25 protein-coding genes are annotated in these 20,696 nt (G+C 61.4%); 5 read left to right on the plus strand and 20 right to left on the minus strand.

The window, feature by feature from the left end:
- Position 1: 1 nt before the first annotated feature.
- Complete coding sequence (locus RAN89_RS01750) at positions 2-664, minus strand: DUF4124 domain-containing protein (RefSeq protein WP_313867957.1); 663 nt, start codon at positions 662-664, stop codon at positions 2-4.
- 3 nt (positions 665-667) lie between these two features.
- A complete protein-coding gene (gene pyrE, locus RAN89_RS01755) occupies positions 668-1,339 on the minus strand; it encodes an orotate phosphoribosyltransferase (RefSeq protein ID WP_313867958.1) in 672 nt (223 codons plus the stop codon).
- Between the two features lie 10 nt (positions 1,340-1,349).
- Here pyrE and RAN89_RS01760 point away from each other — a divergent pair, with 10 nt between their 5' ends.
- Positions 1,350-2,141, plus strand: a complete 792-nt coding sequence (locus tag RAN89_RS01760) for an exodeoxyribonuclease III (protein ID WP_313867959.1) — start codon at positions 1,350-1,352, stop codon at positions 2,139-2,141.
- Here RAN89_RS01760 and RAN89_RS01765 read toward each other — a convergent pair.
- A complete protein-coding gene (locus RAN89_RS01765; RefSeq protein ID WP_313867960.1) occupies positions 2,131-2,988 on the minus strand; it encodes a M48 family metallopeptidase in 858 nt (285 codons plus the stop codon). The genes RAN89_RS01760 and RAN89_RS01765 overlap by 11 nt on opposite strands.
- A gap of 40 nt (positions 2,989-3,028) precedes the next feature.
- Between RAN89_RS01765 and RAN89_RS01770 the strand changes: the two genes are divergently transcribed.
- From RAN89_RS01770 to RAN89_RS01780, 3 genes are all read left to right on the plus strand, one after another.
- Positions 3,029-4,372, plus strand: coding sequence for an AmpG family muropeptide MFS transporter (locus RAN89_RS01770; RefSeq protein ID WP_313867961.1), 1,344 nt, complete (start codon positions 3,029-3,031; stop codon positions 4,370-4,372).
- Positions 4,373-4,476: 104 nt separating this feature from the next.
- Positions 4,477-5,193, plus strand: a complete 717-nt coding sequence (locus tag RAN89_RS01775) for a response regulator (RefSeq protein WP_313867962.1) — start codon at positions 4,477-4,479, stop codon at positions 5,191-5,193.
- Between the two features lie 2 nt (positions 5,194-5,195).
- A complete protein-coding gene (locus tag RAN89_RS01780; RefSeq protein WP_313867963.1) occupies positions 5,196-6,440 on the plus strand; it encodes a HAMP domain-containing sensor histidine kinase in 1,245 nt (414 codons plus the stop codon).
- Between the two features lie 5 nt (positions 6,441-6,445).
- On the opposite strand, the gene RAN89_RS01785 is transcribed toward RAN89_RS01780, so the two are convergent.
- The 5 genes from RAN89_RS01785 to RAN89_RS01805 all read right to left on the minus strand — a co-directional run bounded on the left by RAN89_RS01785 (position 6,446) and on the right by RAN89_RS01805 (position 11,079).
- A complete protein-coding gene (locus RAN89_RS01785) occupies positions 6,446-7,600 on the minus strand; it encodes an ROK family transcriptional regulator (RefSeq protein WP_313869327.1) in 1,155 nt (384 codons plus the stop codon).
- A gap of 101 nt (positions 7,601-7,701) precedes the next feature.
- Entirely contained in the window at positions 7,702-8,154 is a 453-nt protein-coding gene (locus RAN89_RS01790; protein WP_313867964.1) for an RbsD/FucU family protein, read from the minus strand.
- Positions 8,155-8,169: 15 nt separating this feature from the next.
- On the minus strand, positions 8,170-8,958 hold the full coding sequence (locus RAN89_RS01795) for an ATP-binding cassette domain-containing protein (protein ID WP_313867965.1): 789 nt from the start codon (positions 8,956-8,958) through the stop codon (positions 8,170-8,172).
- Entirely contained in the window at positions 8,958-9,917 is a 960-nt protein-coding gene (locus tag RAN89_RS01800; protein WP_313867966.1) for an ABC transporter permease, read from the minus strand. Before RAN89_RS01800 ends, RAN89_RS01795 begins: the two co-directional genes overlap by 1 nt.
- Positions 9,918-10,086: 169 nt before the next feature.
- Entirely contained in the window at positions 10,087-11,079 is a 993-nt protein-coding gene (locus RAN89_RS01805) for a substrate-binding domain-containing protein (RefSeq protein ID WP_313867967.1), read from the minus strand.
- 182 nt (positions 11,080-11,261) lie between these two features.
- On the opposite strand from RAN89_RS01805, the gene RAN89_RS01810 reads away from it, so the two are divergent.
- Positions 11,262-11,891, plus strand: a complete 630-nt coding sequence (locus RAN89_RS01810; RefSeq protein ID WP_313867968.1) for a nucleoside/nucleotide kinase family protein — start codon at positions 11,262-11,264, stop codon at positions 11,889-11,891.
- Here RAN89_RS01810 and RAN89_RS01815 read toward each other — a convergent pair.
- The 12 genes from RAN89_RS01815 to radA form a co-directional block, all read right to left on the minus strand.
- Positions 11,888-12,055, minus strand: coding sequence for a hypothetical protein (locus RAN89_RS01815; protein ID WP_313867969.1), 168 nt, complete (start codon positions 12,053-12,055; stop codon positions 11,888-11,890). The genes RAN89_RS01810 and RAN89_RS01815 overlap by 4 nt on opposite strands.
- A gap of 120 nt (positions 12,056-12,175) precedes the next feature.
- The gene (waaF, locus tag RAN89_RS01820) at positions 12,176-13,177 is read right to left on the minus strand and encodes a lipopolysaccharide heptosyltransferase II (RefSeq protein WP_313869328.1); all 1,002 of its coding nucleotides are present in this window, start codon (positions 13,175-13,177) and stop codon (positions 12,176-12,178) included.
- Complete coding sequence (locus RAN89_RS01825; protein ID WP_087495533.1) at positions 13,170-13,376, minus strand: zinc-finger domain-containing protein; 207 nt, start codon at positions 13,374-13,376, stop codon at positions 13,170-13,172. Before RAN89_RS01825 ends, waaF begins: the two co-directional genes overlap by 8 nt.
- A gap of 2 nt (positions 13,377-13,378) precedes the next feature.
- Positions 13,379-14,329 carry a branched-chain amino acid transaminase gene (locus RAN89_RS01830; protein WP_087495534.1) on the minus strand — a complete coding sequence of 317 codons (951 nt, stop codon included), beginning with the start codon at positions 14,327-14,329 and terminating at the stop codon, positions 13,379-13,381.
- Positions 14,330-14,379: 50 nt separating this feature from the next.
- A complete protein-coding gene (locus RAN89_RS01835) occupies positions 14,380-14,838 on the minus strand; it encodes a glycerate kinase (protein WP_313867970.1) in 459 nt (152 codons plus the stop codon).
- Between the two features lie 58 nt (positions 14,839-14,896).
- Entirely contained in the window at positions 14,897-16,246 is a 1,350-nt protein-coding gene (locus RAN89_RS01840; RefSeq protein WP_313867971.1) for an ATP-binding protein, read from the minus strand.
- 2 nt (positions 16,247-16,248) lie between these two features.
- Positions 16,249-16,917: a winged helix-turn-helix domain-containing protein gene (locus tag RAN89_RS01845; RefSeq protein ID WP_313867972.1), complete on the minus strand. Its 669-nt coding sequence runs from the start codon at positions 16,915-16,917 to the stop codon at positions 16,249-16,251.
- An 89-nt stretch (positions 16,918-17,006) separates the two neighbouring features.
- The gene (locus RAN89_RS01850; RefSeq protein ID WP_313867973.1) at positions 17,007-17,768 is read right to left on the minus strand and encodes a cytochrome b/b6 domain-containing protein; all 762 of its coding nucleotides are present in this window, start codon (positions 17,766-17,768) and stop codon (positions 17,007-17,009) included.
- A 15-nt stretch (positions 17,769-17,783) separates the two neighbouring features.
- Entirely contained in the window at positions 17,784-18,311 is a 528-nt protein-coding gene (locus tag RAN89_RS01855; RefSeq protein WP_313867974.1) for a diheme cytochrome c, read from the minus strand.
- A gap of 27 nt (positions 18,312-18,338) precedes the next feature.
- Complete coding sequence (locus tag RAN89_RS01860) at positions 18,339-18,770, minus strand: DUF1924 domain-containing protein (RefSeq protein WP_313867975.1); 432 nt, start codon at positions 18,768-18,770, stop codon at positions 18,339-18,341.
- Positions 18,771-18,839: 69 nt separating this feature from the next.
- Positions 18,840-19,175 (minus strand): hypothetical protein, encoded by a 336-nt coding sequence (locus RAN89_RS01865; RefSeq protein ID WP_313867976.1) that lies wholly within the window; start codon positions 19,173-19,175, stop codon positions 18,840-18,842.
- A 39-nt stretch (positions 19,176-19,214) separates the two neighbouring features.
- Positions 19,215-20,666, minus strand: coding sequence for a DNA repair protein RadA (gene radA, locus RAN89_RS01870; RefSeq protein ID WP_313867977.1), 1,452 nt, complete (start codon positions 20,664-20,666; stop codon positions 19,215-19,217).
- Between the last annotated feature and the right edge of the window lie 30 nt (positions 20,667-20,696).

Here is a 20,696-nt window from a genome sequence, read left to right on the forward strand (position 1 = left end):
GTTATTTCGGCACCGCGGCTGCAGCAGCCCAGAGCTGTTTCAGCCGCCCCAGTTCATCGTCAAAGCGCTCGTTGACGCGTTTGACTTCAGCCTCCTGCTCGCCGATAAAACGGCGCTGCACCGCCTGGCTCTGGATGTTTTCTTCGAGCTGACGACGCACATATGCCGGGGCTTTGGTGGGGTCCTTTTTATAGAACTCCATCTCCTCGTCGATAGATCGGCGTTGCTTGCCCAACTCTTCGAGCCGGTTGGTCGCGGCCTTGATCACCACCGTGATTTGAGACAACGCATCTGCGCGCTCCTGGTCATGCACCGCTTTGCTGGGGTACCGGGTAAGCAGCGCCCTGTCACGCCGTTTTTCTTCGGCAGTGCGGTTGCGCTCTTCGGCTTCGCGTTTTTCTTTAGCCTCGATATCGGCCAACTCTTTGGCGGTAAGACTGGGGCCGACTTTGGCACGTACCGTACCGCTGGGATTCAGAATCTTCTGCTCCCGATCAATACATTCCACGATGGGCCGGTCTGATGTCAATTTGCGGCCCTTGGCGTCTACGCAGGTGTATACCCCGCCTTGCACAGGCGCAACGGCCTGCGCACTGACATTGGTGGAGGTACCGGCCACCCATGCCGCAAGGGCCAGGTGGACTGCGATCGTTGCCTTGTTCATGAATTATCTTTCTTCAACCCCGTAACGTTGGCGATAAGCCAACACGCGCTGGGCATCTTGGGTAGAGCCCGTGCTTTGATCCAGATACTGCATCAAATCCCCCAGCTTCGCAATTGCACAGACCTTCAAGCCCAACTGCTCGCGCACGTACTGCACCGCACTGTAAGGCACATCCTGGCCGTTCTCGGTGGCCATTTCTTGGCGATCCAGGGCGATGCAGACAGCATGGGGGGTCGCACCAGCGGCCTGAATGATGGCGATGGACTCACGTGCTGCGGTTCCAGCAGACATCACGTCATCAATGATCAACACCCGGCCTTGGAGTGGCGCGCCCACCAGAGTGCCGCCTTCGCCGTGGTCTTTGGCTTCTTTGCGGTTGTAGGCAAATGGCACATTGCGACCGAGACGCGCCAGCTCGATCGCCACGGCCGCGCCCAAGGGAATGCCTTTGTAGGCCGGGCCGAACACCATATCGAATTCGATGCCACTCGCCAGCAAACGCTGCGCATAGAATCCGGCGAGTCGTCCGAGTTTGGCCCCGTCGTCAAACAGCCCGGCATTGAAAAAGTAGGGGCTCATGCGGCCGGCCTTGGTCTTGAATTCGCCGAACCGCAGCACCCCGCACTCGATTGCAAACTGCACAAACTCTTGGGCCAACGGGTCTTTATCCGACATGGGGAATTCCTTGTTTAAATTAACCAGCCTCAATCTCAACGGCATCCGTTCCGCCACCAGCAAAGGTCTGGAAGCCTGGCTCACGCAGGCGCGACCTGATTGTATTTGCGTGCAGGAAGTGAAAGCGCAGGCGCCTGATGTCGCCGGGCGCTTCGAGTCTTTCGGTCAGCTCCAGGGACACTTTCACTTTGCCGAGAAAAAGGGCTACTCCGGCGTCGCGGTCTACACCCGACATGCCCCGAGCGATGTGCGCATCGGCTACGGCTCCACCGAATTTGACGCCGAAGGCCGTTATGTTGAGTTGCGTTTCGACACCCCATCGCGCAAGTTTTCCATCATCAGCGCGTACTTTCCCAGCGGCTCTTCAGGCGAAGATCGACAAGCGGCCAAGTTCCGCTTTCTCGCGGAGTTCTACCCTCACCTCCAGCAGCTCAGGGCAGAACGTGAATTTGTGCTGTGCGGTGACCTGAATATTGCGCACCAGGAAATCGACCTGAAAAACTGGAAAGGCAACAAGAAGAACTCTGGCTTTTTGCCGGAAGAGCGCGCCTGGATGAGCAAGGCCCTCAGCGAAGGCGGCTTGGTCGACGTGTATCGCCAGCTGGAACCTACGGCCACCGACGACTGCTATACATGGTGGAGCAACCGCGGACAGGCCTATGCGAAGAACGTAGGCTGGCGTCTGGATTACCACTTGGCTACGCCTGCCCTGGCTGCGACAGCCAGAGAGGTTGCCATCTACAAGACCGAAAAGTTCTCTGACCACGCGCCCATCACCGTGGGCTACGACTTCACTTTGTAGACGGTTTCTGCGCCTTGTTGTACAGGGGTACCACCTGGGGCATGGCGGCCTCCATATCGGCGATGCGGGTCTCCCCCGCGGGGTGGGTGGAGAGCCACTGCGGGGGGGCATTTTTGTTGGCGGCGGACATCTTGCGCCACAGACTGATGCCGGCGCGCGGATCGTAACCTGCCCGGGCCGCCAGCTCCAGCCCTACGAGGTCGGCCTCTGATTCGTCTTCGCGGCTGAACTTCAAGGTCAATAGCTGGGCGCCGTATTGGGTCACGGTTTGCCCGACCTGACCCAGCCCCAATACCTGACTCAGCAAGTTCGCGCCCAAGCCGGTCGCCGCCGTCTTGCCCATGCGCTCGCGGGCATGTTCGCGCAAGGCATGGGCTATTTCATGACCCATCACCATCGCCACCTCGTCATCGGTGAGTTTGAGGGTGTCCAGAATGCCGGTGTAGAAGGCAATCTTGCCGCCCGGCATGCAAAACGCATTGATCTGTTTGGATCCGATGAGGTTGACCTCCCACTGCCAGTTCTTGGCACGCGGATTCCATTCGTTGGCGTAAGGGATGATGCGCCGGGCAATTGCGCGAAGGCGCTGTAGCTGAGGGTGCTCTTTGCCCGCCAACGCCCGTTGCTGATCCGCCTTGGCCAACATCTGCGCGTACTGCTGGGCGGCGGATTGCTCTATTTCTTCCGCAGGCACCAGCTTGCTGAAAGCCGAGTTGCCGCCCACATCCACCCCCTCACGCGCCATGGCGGGTTCGACACCCAGCGCGACGAAGGCCCATACCAGGGCAAAGATGCAACTGCGAAACGAGCTGCGGGTGACTGGCGAATGCAGGTAAACGGTCGGCATGGCTGGCTAAGACTCCTGAGTGGACAGGTATTATTCCCCGATGAGCTCTGTAACGCCTGACACCCCGCGCCCCGATGACAAACCCCGTTGGAGGGACGTCCTCAAGGTATACACAGAACCAGCGTCCTTGCGCATGCTCTCTCTGGGCTTCTCCGCAGGGCTCCCCTTTTTGCTGGTGTTCGGTACCTTGAGTTTCTGGTTGCGTGAAGCGGGGGTGGACCGCAGCACCATCGGCCACATGAGTTGGGTGGGCATCGCCTTCGGCTTCAAGTGGGCGTGGGCACCGCTGGTGGATCGCCTGCCCATTCCGGTATTAACGCGTTTGCTGGGCCGTCGCCGCAGTTGGCTCATCCTGGCGCAAAGCGCCATCATGCTGGCTTTGTGCATCATGGCATTCACCGATCCAAAGCAGGCCTTGGCGCCCGTGGTGTGGTGCGCGATTGCATTGGCTTTTGCCTCCGCCACGCAAGACATCGCACTGGATGCCTTCCGCATTGAGTCGGGGGACAGCCAGCACCAAGCTGCCTTGTCTGCGACCTACATGGCAGGCTACCGCTTGGCCATGATATGGGCCGGTGCGGGCGCTCTGTGGATTGCGGCCGCCAGCGAAACGCCCAATGCGGAGCTGTACCAATACGCTGCGTGGCGCACCGCCTACCTGGTCATGGCGCTCAGCATGTTGCCGGGCATGTTGACGGTGCTGTTTTCCAACGAGCCTGTTCCTCGGCCCTTGGCGCCCGCGCGCAACGCTGCGGAGTGGTTGCAAAGTGCGCTCATTGAGCCCTTTGCCGAATTCTTCAAGCGGCACCGCTGGCATGCCGCCCTGATCCTGGCCCTGATTGCCAGCTACCGGATCAGTGACGTCGTCATGGGCATCATGGCCAACCCTTTCTATGTGGACATGGGATACACCAAAGGCGAGGTCGCTACGGTGACCAAGGTGTACGGGGTGATCATGACGCTAGTGGGCGCCTTTGTGGGGGGGGCACTGGCTTTGAGGTGGGGGGTATTGCGGATACTGATGCTGGGGGCAGTACTAAGCGCCGGCAGCAACTTGCTGTTTGCCTGGCTGGGCAGCCGCGGGCATGATGTGCATGCCCTGATGGCTGTTATTTCTGCCGACAACTTTTCCAGCGGCATTGCGACTGCGGCTTTTGTGGCCTACCTTTCATCCCTGACAAACGTGCGTTACTCTGCCACGCAGTACGCTTTGTTCAGCTCCATGATGGTGTTGTTGCCAAAATTTCTGGCCGGGTTTTCAGGCGACTTTGTCAATGCATTCGGATATACCCAATTCTTCATAGGTACGGCCTGCCTGGGAGTTCCAGTATTGCTGCTGATTGCATGTGCATCCAGAATAAAAACAGGCCCGGACGCCCATTGAATGTGCGCAAGTAGCTATCAATAACGTAGCAAAGTTTACCCAACTTTACGGAAACTTTAGACCCGCCGCATCGCCTCTGGGCAGTCCGCGGCTAGACTGCGGGCATGCGCCAAAACCTGCTCATGATCGAAGACGATGCCCGGCTGGCCTCCATGGTGGCCGAGTATCTGGACCAATCCGGATTCACCGTGGCCCATGCCGGTGACGGGCACAGCGGGCTCGCCCGGCTGGCACCTGACACCGGACTTGATGCACCAGATCTGGTCATCCTGGACCTGATGCTGCCCGACATGGACGGCCTGGAAATCTGCCGCCGCATCCGCGCCCTCCCCGGTGCGATGGGCCACGTGCCGGTACTCATGCTGACCGCCAAAGGCGATGCCATGGACCGCATCATCGGTCTGGAAATCGGCGCTGACGACTATCTGCCCAAGCCTTTTGAACCCCGCGAATTGCTGGCCCGCATACGCGCCATCCTGCGTCGCAAGGGCGAGGCACCTGCAAGCAATAGCAAAGCCCTGCGCTTCGGCACTCTGGAGATTGACCGGGATGCGCGTACCGTCACTGTGGGTGGCAAACCCTGTGACCTCACCTCCTACCAATTTGACCTGTTGGTGGCCCTGGCTGAACGCGCCGGCCGTGTGCTTACCCGCGACCAGATCATGGAAGCCGTACGGGGGCGCGAGCTGGAGGCCTTTGACCGCTCCATTGACGTGCACATGGGCCGCATCCGCGCGGCGATTGAGGTGGACGCCAAAGACCCCAAGCGGATTCTGACGGTGCGCGGCGTCGGCTATGTGTTCGCCCGCCAGCAGGACTGACCATGTTTTTGCACCGGCTCTATGTCCGCATTTGGCTCGCCGTCATTCTGGCGGTGATCGTGCTGACATTGCTGGCCGGTTGGGCTTGGCGCATGACCAGCGAACCGCCCCTGCGGGAGGTGGTAGTCCGCAATGAATACGGCGAGGTGATAGGCAACGGCCGCGCCCGCCTGAGCCGGCCACCTCCCATGCCAGGGTTGGGGATGGGCGACGGACCCGCTGACAACAAAGACGATAACGCAGACGGTCCGGACGAAAATCGCCCGGGACGGTTCGGTCGTGGCCCCGAGTTTCTGGTGCGCATGCAAGACGGCCAGACCATCCATTTGCATCTTCCGCGCCCGCCCAACAGCAGTTTCCGTGCACCCTTCGGTTTTGGCTGGACTTTGGCTCTGGTGGCCCTCGCAGTAGCACTGGGCACCTACCCCATTATCCGGCGGCTCACGCGGCGCCTGGAGAGCTTGCAACATGGCGTCGAACGATGGGGCAGTGGCGACCTGAGTGCACGTGTGGCCATGCAAGGCGACGACGAAGTGGGTTTTCTGGCTTCGCGATTCAACCATGCTGCGGAGCAGATAGAGACATTGGTCAGATCCCGCGATACCTTGCTGGCATCCCAGAAATCTCTGCTGGCAAATGCCTCCCACGAGTTGCGGTCGCCGCTTGCGCGCATCCGCATGGGCCTGGAGCTCATGGGCAGTTCGCCCAGCCCCGCGTTCAAACAAGAGATCTCACGCAACATCAGCGAGCTGGATCAGCTGATCGAAGAGATCCTGCTTGCCAGCCGCCTGGATGCCAAAGAAGCAGATCTCGGCACGATTGAGCAAGTAGAGTTAATCGGTCTGGCAGCAGAAGAATGTGCGCGCAATCAGGCGCAACTGGATGTGGAAGCGGCTGAGCTTGCGGTACCCGGTGTGGCCAAGTTGTTGCGGCGCGCGGTGCACAACCTGCTGGAGAATGCCCGCCGCTATGGCGCAGGTGAAGTCCGTTTAGTTCTGCGACAGGACGGCGATTGGGCGGTGTTGCAGGTATGTGATGCGGGGCCCGGAGTTCCGCCGGAACAACAAGAGCGCATCTTCGAGCCCTTTTACCGGCTGCCCGGCGCTTCTGAACGGGAAGGCGGCGTCGGTCTGGGCTTGGCCTTGGTGAAGTCTATTGCCGAGCGGCATGGGGGGAACGTGAAGTGCAGCAACCGGCCTGAAGGCGGTGCCTGCTTTGAAATCCGTCTGCCCATGCGCAAGGGCTAAGTGATTCAGGACGTGACCTTCAAAAACAGGTCGCGGTCCGGTGCAAAGTTTTCGTGCAAGGGCAAAAGGGCCCCACCCAGCGCACGGGCGTCGGAGCCGATGCTTCCGGCGATGACTTTTGCGGGCCACAAGCCTTCCCAGTTGTAATTGCGAAGCGCCAGGGTCGTCTGCTCAATCAGCCGTTTGAGCATGGTGCGGGAGAACGATCCGTCAATCACCACCGCGTCCAGATCCAGAAAGGCTGTCCCGCTGACTACGCATTGGGCCAAACCTTGCGCTGCACTGGCAATCCATGCGTCTGTCAGAGGGGCATAGGGCCCCTCCAGCGCGCGATCATCGTAGGCCGCCGTAGGGTCTAGGCCTTTTCCTTTGAAGTGTTGCTCCAGCTCCCACAAAGAAGCGTGGGCCAACAGTTGCTCGGGGACCGCACCGCCACTCGCCACTTGCAAGGGCAAAGACGCTACCGCACCCGCATTGCCGTGAATGCCGCCGTGCAAATGCGAGTTCAACACCAATCCTCCGCCTACAAAGGTGTCGACGAACAGGTATAGAAAGCTTTTCAGATCGCGCCCACGCCCGGATACCAGTTCGGCCACACAGGCAGCTTGCGTGTCTTTGGCAAAACTCACCGGGACTTCCGTCATGGCCTGCACTTGGGCAGCCAAGTCAATGTGGTTCCATTGATCGGACACGGTTTCCGACAAACCCAGCATCTTGTGCCAGCCGCCCAAGTTGAAAGGGGCCGCTACCCCCACGCCGACAACACGCTGTGCCAAGGGGCCCATGCCATCCTGGATGGCCCGCATGCGTTTTTGCACTTCGGGCAACAACGCTTCCGCATCCGGAAAGTCATACGGCAGAGTTTCACGGGCGCGGACCGCGCCGGTAAAGTCCACCAACAACCAGTCGGCGCTGCGCCGGCCGATCTTGATGCCGAGGGAGAATGCGCCATCCGGATTCAGGGCCATGGGAACAGACGGCTGGCCAATACGGCCGCGCACCCGGTCTTGCCGAAGCAACAGCCCGTCGTCTTCAAGCCGGGTGGTAATGAGCCCGATGGTTTGGGCGGTCAGCCCGGTCAGTCGGGCCAAGTCGGCCTTGGGCAAACTTCCGTTCAGTCGAACCGCCTGCAGAACCACGCGCTCATTGAACTGGCGCATACCCACGTGGTTGGAACCACGCGGCCGCAGTACCGGGGGCGCCGTGACCACCGGCGGTGCCAGCGCCTCAGCGCGCGCGTTCAGCAGGGATTCGACAATGCTCATGGACGGAGATTGTCACCTATCACTCCCTTGCGCAACAAGAAGTTCCCGAATGGCTGCAGCTCGCCAGTCAGAACAATCGCGAAAGCAGATGCCGTGCGTTCATAAAAGGCATAACGCTCAATGGCTTCGGCCGTTTGCCCTTGCAGAAAGCCGGGTTCCAAGCTTTCCAGTACCTCACGCTGAAGTGCTGAACGGTAGCCCGGCGCTTGTCCGGTCACGTGCATGAAGCCCACCGGATGGCGTTCGTCCGCAACCAAAGGCATTAGCGATGTCACCGCCGCGACAGCGCGTGCCATGCCAATGCCCGGCAAACGGATAAGCGGTTTGCCGTTGGCATACCGCACAGCGGTGAAATTGGCATCGGCCAGCACGATGGTGTCGTCATGGCCCATTTCCATCATCACCTTGAGCAATTCCGGTGTCAGCACCGGATCGATTCCCTTGAGCAAGGTCGTTCCTCTTTCTTAAAAAGCTAGCGCTTCTTCAGGCAACTCATCTACCGATTTGGCACCTGTCATCACCGCCACGGTATCACTCATGCTGATTTTCTTGGGGTTGACCACCGCTGCGCGTTTGCCCAGTCGGGCAATGTGAATGCGATCCGCCACCTCAAACACGTGCGGCATGTTGTGAGAAATCAGCACGACTGGCAAGCCTTTGTCGCGCACTCGGCGAATCAACTCAAGCACCATATTGCCTTCTTTGACGCCCAAAGCGGCCGTCGGCTCATCCATGATCACCACATGCTGCGCAAAAGCGGCCGCCCGGCCCACCGCAACGCACTGGCGCTGCCCGCCAGACAGCGTTTCCACCGCTTGCGTCATGGAACGGATACCGACCTTGAGGTCGTTCATGCGGGTAATGCTCTCAGAGAGCATGCGTTTCTTGTCGATGAAACCCAGTTTGCCCAGAAGGCCCGGACGACGCAGTTCACGGCCGAGAAACAGGTTTTCAGAGATCGTCATGGCGGGCGCCACAGCGAGGTCCTGGTACACCGTTTCAATGCCTGACATGCGGGCGTCGATGGGGCTCTTGAAGTGAATCACTTTGCCGTCGAGAAGAATTTCACCTTCATCCGGAATAGTGGCGCCGGAAAGGCACTTGATCAGCGATGACTTGCCTGCGCCGTTGTCGCCTATCACCGCGAGGATTTCACCAGCGCGGAGTTCAAAGTCAGCGCCATCCAAAGCAGTCACCTGACCATAGCGTTTGACCAGGCCCTTGGCCTGCATCACGATTTGCGGGGCGCTCATTAACGTGCTCCTTTGCGGGACATTTGATCCGTGGCGACAGCCAGAATTACCAAGATACCGGTTACCAAAATCTGGTAGACCGAGGACACCCCCATCAGCGTCAGGCCGTTGCGGAACACACCCACAATGAGCGCGCCGACCAGGGTGCCGAGAATGATGCCGCGTCCGCCGAAAAGGCTGGTGCCGCCCAAGACCACTGCGGTGATGGCGTCCAGATTTTCGGTTTGTCCGGCATTCGGGTCGCCGGCACCGGTTCGGGCTACTGCCAATGTGGATGCGATGCCGTAGAACACTCCGGCGAGCACGTACACGCCTAACAACACTTTTTCGGTGGAGATACCCGTAAGACGGGTGGCCTCAGGGCTGTTGCCCACAGCGTATACATGGCGCCCTTGGGCAGTGTCACGCAGCCAAACCCATACAGCTACATACAAAGTCAGCATGAGCACCACACCGAAGGGTACGCGGGCCGCACCGAGGGTAAAGGTTTCGCCCAACAGGTTCATGCCTTCGGGAATGTTGGTCACTGTTTGGGCGCGGGAATAGAGCTGGGTGATTGCGAACGCGATGTTCAATGTCCCCAGGGTCACAATAAAGGGAGGAAGCTTGACGCGGGTGACCAACAAACCATTGATCAGACCGAACAAGGTAGTCGCGGCAATGCCGCACAGGATCGCGACCGGAGCGCTCAGCCCGTAGTCGGCAGCGAATTTGGTCATGACGATGGAGCCTAGTGCCATCACCATCCCACACGAAAGGTCGATGCCGGCGGTCAAAATGATCAGGGTCTGGCCAATTGCAATCGTGCCAACCACCATGACTTGCTGCAAGATCAGGGAAAAGTTCTTCAGCGTGAGAAAGTTCTCATGCTGGAAAGAAAAGAAGGCGCAGGCCAGCACGAGGGCAATGGCCGGACCCAGGGTTCCCATCGGGGGAAGTTTGGCTTTGAGCGTATTCATGGAAGTCAACTTTGCTAGATCTGCGGCAAGGAACAGTCAGTGCCACCGGACTATGCACAAAGGGAAGAGGAAACGAAAGCCCCCAAATCAGGGGCTTTCGGAGATAGGGCCAGCGGGTGCTGACCCTTTACCGGTACAGGCTCGGCGCCTTTCCGGTAGTTGGAGACGATTAATCGCCCCAGCACTGACCGCGAGCGGTCTTGGTGTCGATGCTCTTGATGCCAGCCACAGGCTTGCCCACCACCAGGTCCACACCGGTGTCGGTGTAGCCGGTCTGACGCTTGCCGTCTTTGGCGTATTTCACGCCGGCAGCCACGCCCATTGCAGCCATCTTCAGGGGGTATTGCATGCTGGTCGCAGCGATCACGCCCTTCTCGACGTTGCCCACACCGTTGGAGCACATGCCGTCCACACCCAGGATCACGACATCTTTTTCTTTACCAGCGGCCTTCAGCGCCTTGTACGCACCGGCAGCAGCGGGTTCATTGATGGCGTACACCACGTTGATGTTGCTGTTTTTCTGCAAGCAGTTTTCCATGCCGGTCTGGCCCTTGGCTGCGTCGCCGTAGCTGTCAGCCATGCAGACCACTTCTGCGGGTTGGGCCAATTCGTTGCTCTTGGCGTCCAGGGTCTTCAAGCCGTAGCCTGCCAGGAAACCGTTGTGACGCTGTGCGCCCACCGGGTGGCCGGGGAACAAGTCCATGGTCGCGATCACAGGCTTCTTGCCACCCATCACGGCCTTGGCATAAGCGCCAATCAGCTCGCCGGCCTTGTAGTTGTTGGTGGCGAACAAAGCATCAGCTTCGTCAACGGGGCTGTCCAAAGCAATCACTTGCACGCCTTGGGCCTTGATTTTCTTGATGGTGGGGACAATGGCGTCACCGGAGGAAGTGATCAGGATGGTCTTGGCGCCAGCGGCAACCATGTTTTCCATCGCGGCGATCTGGCCGGCAGTATCACCGTCTTGCTTGCCGGCTGCGCTCAGCAGCTTGGCGCCCAGCTTTTTGGCTTCGGCTTCAGCGCCTTCCTTCATTTTCACGAAGAAGGGGTTGCTTTCGGTTTTGGTAATCAAGCCGATCACGGGTTCTGCAGCAAATGCAGAAGTGGCGGCGGAAGCAGCAAATGCGATGGCGGTCAGCGCCAGGGTGGTGGATTTTTTCATTCAAGTCTCCTCGGTCGGTACGACACTGGTGGTCATGAAACCCCGGGAATGGGCCCCGGGGAACTACGCTCTGGTTTCGGCGTGACCGGACTATAAACTTCAGCGACCAACTAAATCAAGTTACTTTAATTATGGAAAACCCTAATCAGGCCGCAAATATCTCGATCCCGGAAAACGACCCGATGCCCGCGCTCACCCCGCCACGCGAGGCCGTTGCACGCGTAGAGGCTCTGCTGAAGAAAAGACGCAGGGTCATTCTCGGCATTGCTGCCGGGCCGGGCGCCGGCAAGTCCACACTGGCCCAGGCACTGCAACGCCACTTTCACGACCGCAGCCAATACCTGCCCATGGACGGCTTTCACCTCGCCAACCGGGAGTTGACACGCTTGGGGCTGCGCCATTGCAAGGGTGCTCCACAGACCTTCGACAGTGCCGGGTATGTGGATTTGCTCAAGCGCCTGCGAAAGCAGGATCCGGGCGAGACCATCTACGCGCCCGACTTTGACCGCAGCTTGGAAGAGTCGATTGCAGGCTGCATTGCGCTGAAAAGTGATAAGCCCCTGGTGATCACCGAGGGGAATTACCTGCTGTTGGAAGAGGGCCCATGGGCCGAAGTGCGTGCCCTGCTCGACGAAGCCTGGTACCTGGACCTGGACCCTGAGACGCGATACCAACGCTTGTTGGCGCGGCATATGCGCTTTGGCCGCAGTGAACAAGCCGCCCGCGACTGGATACGCGATACCGACGAGCCTAACGCCGTACGCATTGCAAGAACCCGGCACCGCGCAGATTGGACTATTGCCGGGTTCTAGGCCGCCGTGGGCGCTGCGGCGCGACCTGAAAAATTCTGAAGATTGGCAAAAACTTTGCAAAAAGCTGCAAATTCACCCGAATGGGGGATACCGCTTTGTGCTGCGCCGCACGAAAATTCATCCCAGCTGCTGTCACAGTTCACAAGGATAGAAGAGAAGGCCAAGCATAGGCCTCCTTCAACAGGTTCCAACGACGTCCCTCCGGGGACTTTACAAAGCCACCCTCGGGTGGCTTTTTTTTGTGCAAAATCTGGCTCTGGCGCTCACGGAATATGCGCGGGCAGCTACAAAACCGATAGCACCCTGTCCGGGGTGATGTCGTTCAGGCATCGGGTGTGGCCCAGCGGGCAGTCCCGCTTGAAGCAGGGCGCGCAGTCCAGAGGGGGCTGGTAGGAAGGGTCGTTCTTCAGCCACAGGACCGTGGCGGCCGGATTCAGCGGCGGCGTGTGCAGCGGGCTGGAGGATCCGAAAATCGCGACCTGCGGCACGCCGAATGCTGCCGCCACATGCATGAGGCCGGAATCGTTACTCACCATCGCATGGGCACCGGCAATCAGCGCCACGGCTTCGTCCAGGCTGGTGCGTCCGGCAAGATTCACACAGTGGTCGGGGCGGACGGAATTCACCGCTTCCGCGATCTCGTTGCACACCGCATCATCTTTGGCCGAGCCCAGCAACAAAACCGGCTGCTCCAGCCGTGCGGCCATGGCAGCGAAATGGCCTGCGGGCCAGCGCTTGGCCGGGCCATATTCAGCACCAGGCGCCACCACATAGAAGCCCTGCGCCTGCAAGCCACGCGGTGCCAGCACGGCGGCAATGGCATCCGCTGCCACCTGCAAAGCAGGCCGGTCTGCATCCACGCCGGATTCACCACTCAGGGCGGAGTAAAACGCCACCATGGGCGGGCGGCTGCCTTCGGGCGGATTCGGGAGGCGCCGGTTCAGGAGGCCGAACCGCAGCTCCCCCGTGTAGCCGATGCGCTCAGGAATGCCCGCCCAAAACGGGATCAGCGCGCTTTTGAGGGAGTTGGGGCAGACGTAGGCCCTGGCAAATTGGCCGCGCAAGGCAGCGGCATACGCCCGGCGGGCGGCCCACTGCACGCCACCGCGTGCAAAGGGCAAGACCAAAACCTCGGCAACCTGGGGCATGGCACGGTAGACCGGTGCCACCCAAGGCACCGCCGCCACCGTGATGCGCTCGCCCCGCGCCGCCAGACGACGCAGCAGCGGCTCGGTCATCACCGCGTCCCCTATCCATTGGGGCGCGATGACCAGGGCCTTAATGATGTCCGTCGAAATGCTCGCCGTCCTTCAGCTTGTACACCGTGCCGCAATAAGGACACTTGGCTTCGCCGGCGCGGCCTACGTCGAGGTAGACCTTGGGGTGGGTGTTCCAGGTTTGCATGCCTGCCACCGGGCTGGGGCAAAACACACCACCCTGGTGGTTCAGGTCTTTGGCCAGGAGTTCAACAACAGCTTTGGACATGATCAGACTTTCGTGAGCCAGTGGGCGTATTTGGGATTGCGGCCGTTGACGATGTCAAAGAACGCGGTTTGGATTTTTTCGGTGATCGGGCCACGGCTGCCCACATAGTCGCCCTTGCCCAGTTCGATGCGGTCGAGTTCACGGATAGGGGTCACTTCTGCAGCGGTGCCGGTGAAGAAGGCTTCGTCTGCAATGTAGACCTCATCGCGGGTGATGCGCTTTTGCACGATTTCCAGGCCCAAGTCCTTGGCAATGTGGAACACGGTGTTGCGGGTGATGCCGTTGAGGGCGCCAGCGGACAAGTCAGGGGTGTAGATCACGCCGTTCTTGATCACGAAGATGTTTTCACCCGCACCTTCGGACACGAAACCGGAGCTGTCGAGCAGCAGGGCCTCGTCGTAGCCATCATCCGTGGCTTCCATGTTGGCCAGAATGGAGTTGGTGTAGTTGCTCACCGCCTTGGCTTGCGTCATGGTGATGTTGACGTGGTGGCGGGTATAGCTGCTGGTTTTGACGCGGATGCCACGTCGCATACCCTCTTCGCCCAAGTACGCGCCCCATGCCCATGCGGCCACCATCAAGTGGATGGTGTTGCCCTTGGGGGACACGCCCAGCTTCTTGTCGCCGATCCAGGTGAGGGGGCGCAGGTAACCGGATTCCAGCTTGTTTTCGCGAATCACGGCGCACTGGGCGTCGTTGACTTGCTCCTGGGTGAAAGGAATGGCCATCCGCAGAATCTTGGCGCTGTTGAACAGGCGCTCGGTGTGCTCCTGCAGGCGGAAAATGGCCGGGCCGTTCACGGTGTTGTAGGCACGCACACCTTCAAAAGCACCGCAACCGTAGTGCAGCGTATGGCTCAGCACGTGGATCTTGGCATCACGCCATTCGACCATCTGGCCATCCATCCAGATTTTTCCGTCGCGATCAGACATGGAGGGAGGTAGTACGCTCATCAGGGTGTCCTTGAAGTAATTCGGTTGCAGGTCATGCAAAAAGCAAGATTTTACGGGGCGACGTCCACCGTCAAGGCCGCCGGGGTTCCTGCGGCCTCCTCAGAGGCTGGCGGCTCGGGACGGAACAGCTCCCAGCTTTGCAACTTGCCACCCAGAAACACGCACAACACGCTGCTGCCGGAGGTATCGGACCAACGGAAGCGCTCCGGCTGGGTGTCTTTGGGGGATTCGAGCTGGCCCAGCGAGCGGGTCATGGCCACCACGTGCAGCAGGGGCACCCCGGGGCGCAACTTGGCGTGCAGCATCACGGCACTGTCCACATGTCCGATGGGCCGGTTGGCCGCCCGCTTGAGCACCTGCAGCATGCGGGTGAAATGCAGCAACTGCCACATCACCAGAGCGCCGCCCACCAGGGCCACACCCGGCCAGCCGTAGTGGCGGTAACTCAAGACCAAGGCCGCCAGCGCAGCCAAGGGGATCACGAAACGTTGGATTTTTTGAAAAAACATGCGTAATTCTGGCAGGCTCCGCGGTCCTTTCCAGAGACGCCCTGCCGAAAATCGGGTCTTATCCCGCTGTCGCCAGTGGCCAGCGCACCTGGACTTGCAGGCCTCCCAGCGTGCCTGAACGGCCGAGTTGCACGTGGGCACCCGTAGCCTCGGCAATGCGCCGCATGATGGACCAGCCCAAGCCGCTACCGGTTTGGGCCGACCCTAGTACCCGGAAGAAGCGCTCGCCCAAGCGAGACATCTCCGCATCGGTCAAGCCGGGTCCGCCGTCCTGTACCGTCAAATGCGCCATGCCGCCGGAGGCCGTCACTTCCACCCAAATGCTCGCTCCGGGGCCGGAGTACCGGCTCGCGTTGTCCAGCAGGTTGCGCAGCAGCATGCGCAGCAGGGTTTCATCGGCAGCCACCATGCAGGCCGAGGGCGCTTGCAACTCCAAATCCTGTCCTTGGGCTAAGGCTTGGGGAGCCATGTCGGCTGCCACACTGCGGGCAAGGGCACTCAGGTCGGTCGCCCCGGTGGCAGCAGCGGCCACGGGGGCATCCAACCGCGCCAGGGTCAACAGTTGGTCGACAAGGCGGGCCGCCCGGTCGCATCCGGCCAGGGTGTTTTGCAGGGCATGGCGGCGCTCGTCCGCATCATCCACCGCGCCCATGGCCACCTGGGCCTGGGTGCGGATGGCGGCGATGGGCGTGCGCAGCTCATGGGCCGCATCGGCCGTAAAGCGGCGTTCTGACGCCACCATGCCCTCGATGCGTTGCAACAAGGCATTGAGCTCATCGACCATGGGCCGCATTTCCGTGGGCAAGTCGTCGCGGGGTACCGGCACCGTGCTGTCCGGGGCGCGGCTGCGCAAGCTCTGACCCAAGGCGTCCAAGGGCGCCAGGGCTTTGCGCACAGCCCACCACATCAGGGCCGCCAACAGGGGCAAGGCCAACATCGACGGCAGCAACATGCCGCGCAACACGGCCTTGAGGATGCCGTTGCGCGAATCGAGTTGCTCACCCACATACACCTGGATATCGCGCTTGCTGCCGCGGGTGGCAAACACCCGCCAGCGTTCGCCGTTGTCCAGGGCCACCGTATCGAAACCGCGGGTTTCGCGGCTCATCGGCGTCGTTCCGATGTTGCCCGAGCGGGCCACCAACACGCCTTCGTGGAAGACCTGAAACGCGACACGCGGTGCGTATTTGTGAAGGACAGGCGCTTCCTCGTCGTCCACCTCATCGTCCACATGCGACTGCTGCACCACCAGCAAAGCGGCCGCTTGGGTGAGGTGGCTGTCGAGCAGCTCATCGAGTTCATGCCGGGCGTCCACCCAGGTCCAGGCCGCAGCAGCTAGCCAGACCAGTGCCACGCCGGCCGACAGATAGGCCAGCAGGCGCAGTTGCATGGAGTGCAGGCGAGACATGGTCAAACGCCCGCCCGAGGGTTGAGCATGTAGCCCACACCGCGCACGGTCTGGATGACATCTGCCTGCAGCTTGCGGCGCAGGTGATGGATATGCACTTCGATGGTGTTGCTCTCGACCTCCAGGCCCCAGCTGTACATCTGCTGCTCCAGCTGTTCGCGCGACAGCACGCGGCCGGCACTGCGCATCAAGGTATGCAGCAAATCAAACTCGCGGGTAGACAGCGGTACGGCCTCGCCCATCCAACTGACCTGCCGGGCCGACGGGTCCAGGCTCAGCGCGCCGGCCTGCAACATGTCTTGCGCCACCCCGTGCGAGCGGCGTACCAGGGAGCGCAAACGCGCGGCCAGCTCGTGCAGGTCCACCGGCTTGAGCACATAGTCGTCAGCACCGGCGTCCAGCCCACGGATGCGGTCGGGCACCGCGTCACGGGCCGTGAGCACCAGCACCGGGGTGGTGTTCCGTGCGGCGCGCAGAGCCTGCAGAACCTCCATGCCATCTTTGCCGGGCAGGCCGAGATCCAGCACTGCAGCGGCGTAGTCCACGGCGCGCAGCTCGCGCTCGGCAGCCACGCCGTCGCGCACCCAGTCCACCTGAAAACCCATCTGCCGCAGGCCGGCGCGCAGGCCATCGCCCAGCATGGAGTCGTCTTCAGCCAGCAGGATACGCATGGGTCATTCCATCAAAACTCAGGGAGTGGCACAGGAAGTGCGCCTTGTCATTTTGCACGCACCGAGTGCGCGTAACTCTTGCGTGTTGCTCAATCGGAATCGCCGGACTCCCGCCCGCTCAGAAGGTCAGTGACAGCCTGCGCAGAGATCAAGCCATTAGGAGACTGCTGCCACTCCCAGCTCCAGTAGCCCAGCACCGCCACCAGGATCCAAACCGCCAGCCACGCGTGGTTGCGTTTCACCACGTCGGGGCCCGGCCCTTGCCCGCGGCCGTGCACCATTTGCATCGCCATATTCTTGCGACGCAGCAGGCTGAGCAGCAGCACAATGCCCCCATGCGCCAGCACCACGACCAGGAACGCATTGCCAGCTAGTTCGTGCACGTCTCCCAGCCAGTCGCCCCATTCGTTGTACGTGGCGTAGCCCGACAGCGTGAGCGGCACCACCAGCACCATCAAGGCGACGACCGCCACCGCAAGCGCCAGGTTCTGCCCTTGGCGCCAGTTCACCGCAGCCCATGTCCGGTCTGCGGTGCCTTGGGCCACGGATGCCAGCCACTTCGGCAGCGACCGGAGCTTGCCTGCCAGCAGGCTCAAGCGCGCATGGCGGGGCCCGACCAAGCCGTACACCAACCGGAACACGAGCAAGCCGGCCATGCTGTAACCCAGCGTGACGTGCAAGAGCCGCATAGCCTCACCCTCCGCGGTGAGGTACGCGCCCAGAAAACACAGTGCAAACAAGGCATGGAAGACCCGGGTGGGCGTATCCACGATGCGGCGGCTACGCGTGGCGGGGACGGGGTTTCCGGCAGGGGCCATGGCTGCCGGGCCGGGCAATGAAGTGGAAGACATGAACTTAACTCTCCATCAATCAGACCCGTTGCGGCGAAAGCGCGCGTCCAGGCCTTTGGGAAATTGGATTTCGGATTCGCGGAAGCTGCCCTTGTCGGCCGCGCTGTGACAGGCCGCACAGTTAGCAGCGCTTTTGACAGACGCCTGCTTCCAGATTTGCGGATCCACCTCGTTGTGCTTGCGCACGAACCATTGCGACCGGGTGATGCGGTCTTGCGGTGGCTCTTCAGACACCCGCTTGTACGTGCCGGCATGGGTTTGCAGCCAGCCACTGATTTCCCGCACACTGGCTTCGTCGAGTGATGCGTCGGTCCCGTAATGGGTGGACAGCGATCCCATGAGTCGCTTCCACGATGCGACGGGCAGCATGCCGGGCGGATACGCCAAGTGGCAAGCAGCGCACTCCTGCTGGTACTTGGGAAGCGGCGTAACGCGCTGCGGACTGTCTGCGCGCGCCGGGCCAGCGCCGGCCAGCAGCGCAATTGCTATCCATTTCATAGCAGCTCGCGCATATCGGACGGGCGCCAGGGGCTTGTTTTTCATCGTTATTCCTTTGCGAAGGGGCACAACTCAGCGCTTCAGGCCCATCAGCCAGGCCAGCACATCGGCCTTCTCGGCGGCCGTGCATTCGCGGGCCAGCACGTCATTGCAGTTGCGGCGGAACCACTTCTCGCTTTTGGCGGGGTCGGTGAAGCGCTCGGGGTTGAAAGCGGGCGCAAGCGCGGAGATGGATTTACCCGTATTCGCGTGCTTACCCTCGCCCGTGGGCTGGGCGTTGTGGCAGGAGGCGCAGCTCCATTCGCGGCCATGTTTGGCATTGAAAAACTGCTGGCCCTGCGCCCCATTCGGGCTGCGGCCCGCTTGGGCACTCAAGGCGCCCAGCTGCTCTTGGGGGGTGCCGGCCCAGGCAGTTCCAGCCTGGGTGACGGCAAGCGCGGCGGCGAAGACAAAAGTGCGTGCAATGCAGGCTGCAGGAACTGCTGTGACGGCGATGCGTGACATGGTGACCTCCATGACCTGCATGGTGGCCCGCGAAGATTAAGCAGGTCTTAAGCGCTGCGCTGCGGCGCGCTACAAGTCGGGGCGCGGTTGCTCACTGTGGCTGACGTCCAGCCCGTCAGCCACATAGGCGGGGCCCTTCATCACCATGACCACCACACAGCCGATGGCCGCTGTGATCACCAGCGTCCAGTGGAACACGATGACCCCGACCACGATGAAATCCGCCAGCTGCAATGCCCGCGCCTCTGCAGGGTTACCGGCATCCGCGCCCGCGTGGTAGAGCGCCAGCCCCAACAAAGGCAGCGCGGTGCCCGCCAGGGCAATGAGCGGCAGCTTGCGCCATAAGGCCCACTCCAGGCCGGAGGCCGAGCGGATCGAATGGGGCAGTTTGTTCAGCCAGCGCATGGCTGCAGTGTAGGCAGTTGCGGGCCGGGGCGCCTTGCCTCAGGTCAAGCCTCGCACCACATTCATGGCTTCTTCCACCCGCTCCACCGCATGGATGGTCATGCCCTCAATCGGCTTTTTGGGCGCATTCGCCTTGGGCACCACCGCCATGGTGAAACCGAGCTTTGCGGCTTCTTTCAGGCGCTCCTGGCCGCGCGGTGCCGGACGCACCTCACCGGCCAGCCCCACTTCGCCAAACGCGATAAAGCCTTTGGGCAGCGGCTTGCCACGCAAGCTCGAGGTGATGGACAGCATGACCGCCAAGTCTGCAGCCGGCTCGCCGATGCGCACGCCGCCCACGGCGTTAATGAACACATCCTGGTCCATACAGGCCACGCCCGCGTGGCGGTGCAACACCGCCAGCAGCATGGCCAGGCGGTCTTTGTCCAAGCCCACGCTGAGTCGGCGCGGTGAAGGTCCGCCCATGTCCACCAGCGCCTGAATTTCCACCAAGAGCGGGCGGGTGCCTTCCAGCGTGACCATCACACAACTGCCGGGCACCGGCTCGGCGTGTTGGCTCAAAAAGATGGCGCTCGGATTGCTCACGCCCTTCAGGCCTTTTTCGGTCATGGCGAACACGCCAATCTCATTCACCGCGCCAAAGCGGTTTTTGATGGCGCGCACCAGCCGGAACTGGCTGTGCGTGTCACCCTCGAAGTACAGCACCGTGTCCACCATGTGCTCCAACACCCGCGGCCCGGCCAGCGCGCCTTCTTTGGTCACATGTCCCACGAGCACGATGGCCGTGCCGCTGGCCTTGGCCGCGCGGGTCAGGTGGGCGGCGCACTCGCGCACCTGTGCCACCGAGCCCGGCGCGCTGGTGAGCTGCTCGGAGTACACGGTCTGGATGGAATCGATCACCGCCACGTCCGGGCGGTTGGCCTCCAGAGTGGCGAGGATTTTTTCGAGCTGAATCTCGGCCAGCACTTTCACCTGCGAGTGGTCCAGCCCCAGGCGGCGCGAGCGCAAAGCCACTTGCGCCCCGCTCTCCTCGCCGGTGACGTACAGAAAGCCCCCACGCTCCCCCGCTGCGCGAGGTCCGCTGCCCCCCGAGGGGACTTTCGCGCCTTGGGACGGCCCGGCGGCGCTCCGCGTGTTTCTGCTGGCGCGCTCCATCGAATCGAGCGCCTGCAGCAAGAGCGTGGACTTGCCGATGCCAGGGTCGCCGCCAATCAACACCACGCCGCCCTCCACCATGCCACCACCCAGCACACGGTCCAGCTCCTCGTGGCCGGTGGGGGTGCGTTCCACGTCCTGCGCTTCGATGTCGGACAGCACCGTGACCTCGGCCGTCTTGGCCAGCGAGGCGAAGCGGTTTTTGGCCGGGCTGTCGCTGCTGGCCACGGATTCGATCAGCGTGTTCCAGGCACTGCAGTGCGGGCATTTGCCCAGCCACTTGGGGCTGGTGCCGCCGCACTCGTTGCAGGTGTAGATGGTTTTGTCTTTGGCCATGGCGGGAATAATACTGTACAAAACCACAGA

The organism is Rhodoferax mekongensis (genome assembly GCF_032191775.1).
Lineage (GTDB): Bacteria > Pseudomonadota > Gammaproteobacteria > Burkholderiales > Burkholderiaceae_C > Allorhodoferax > Allorhodoferax mekongensis.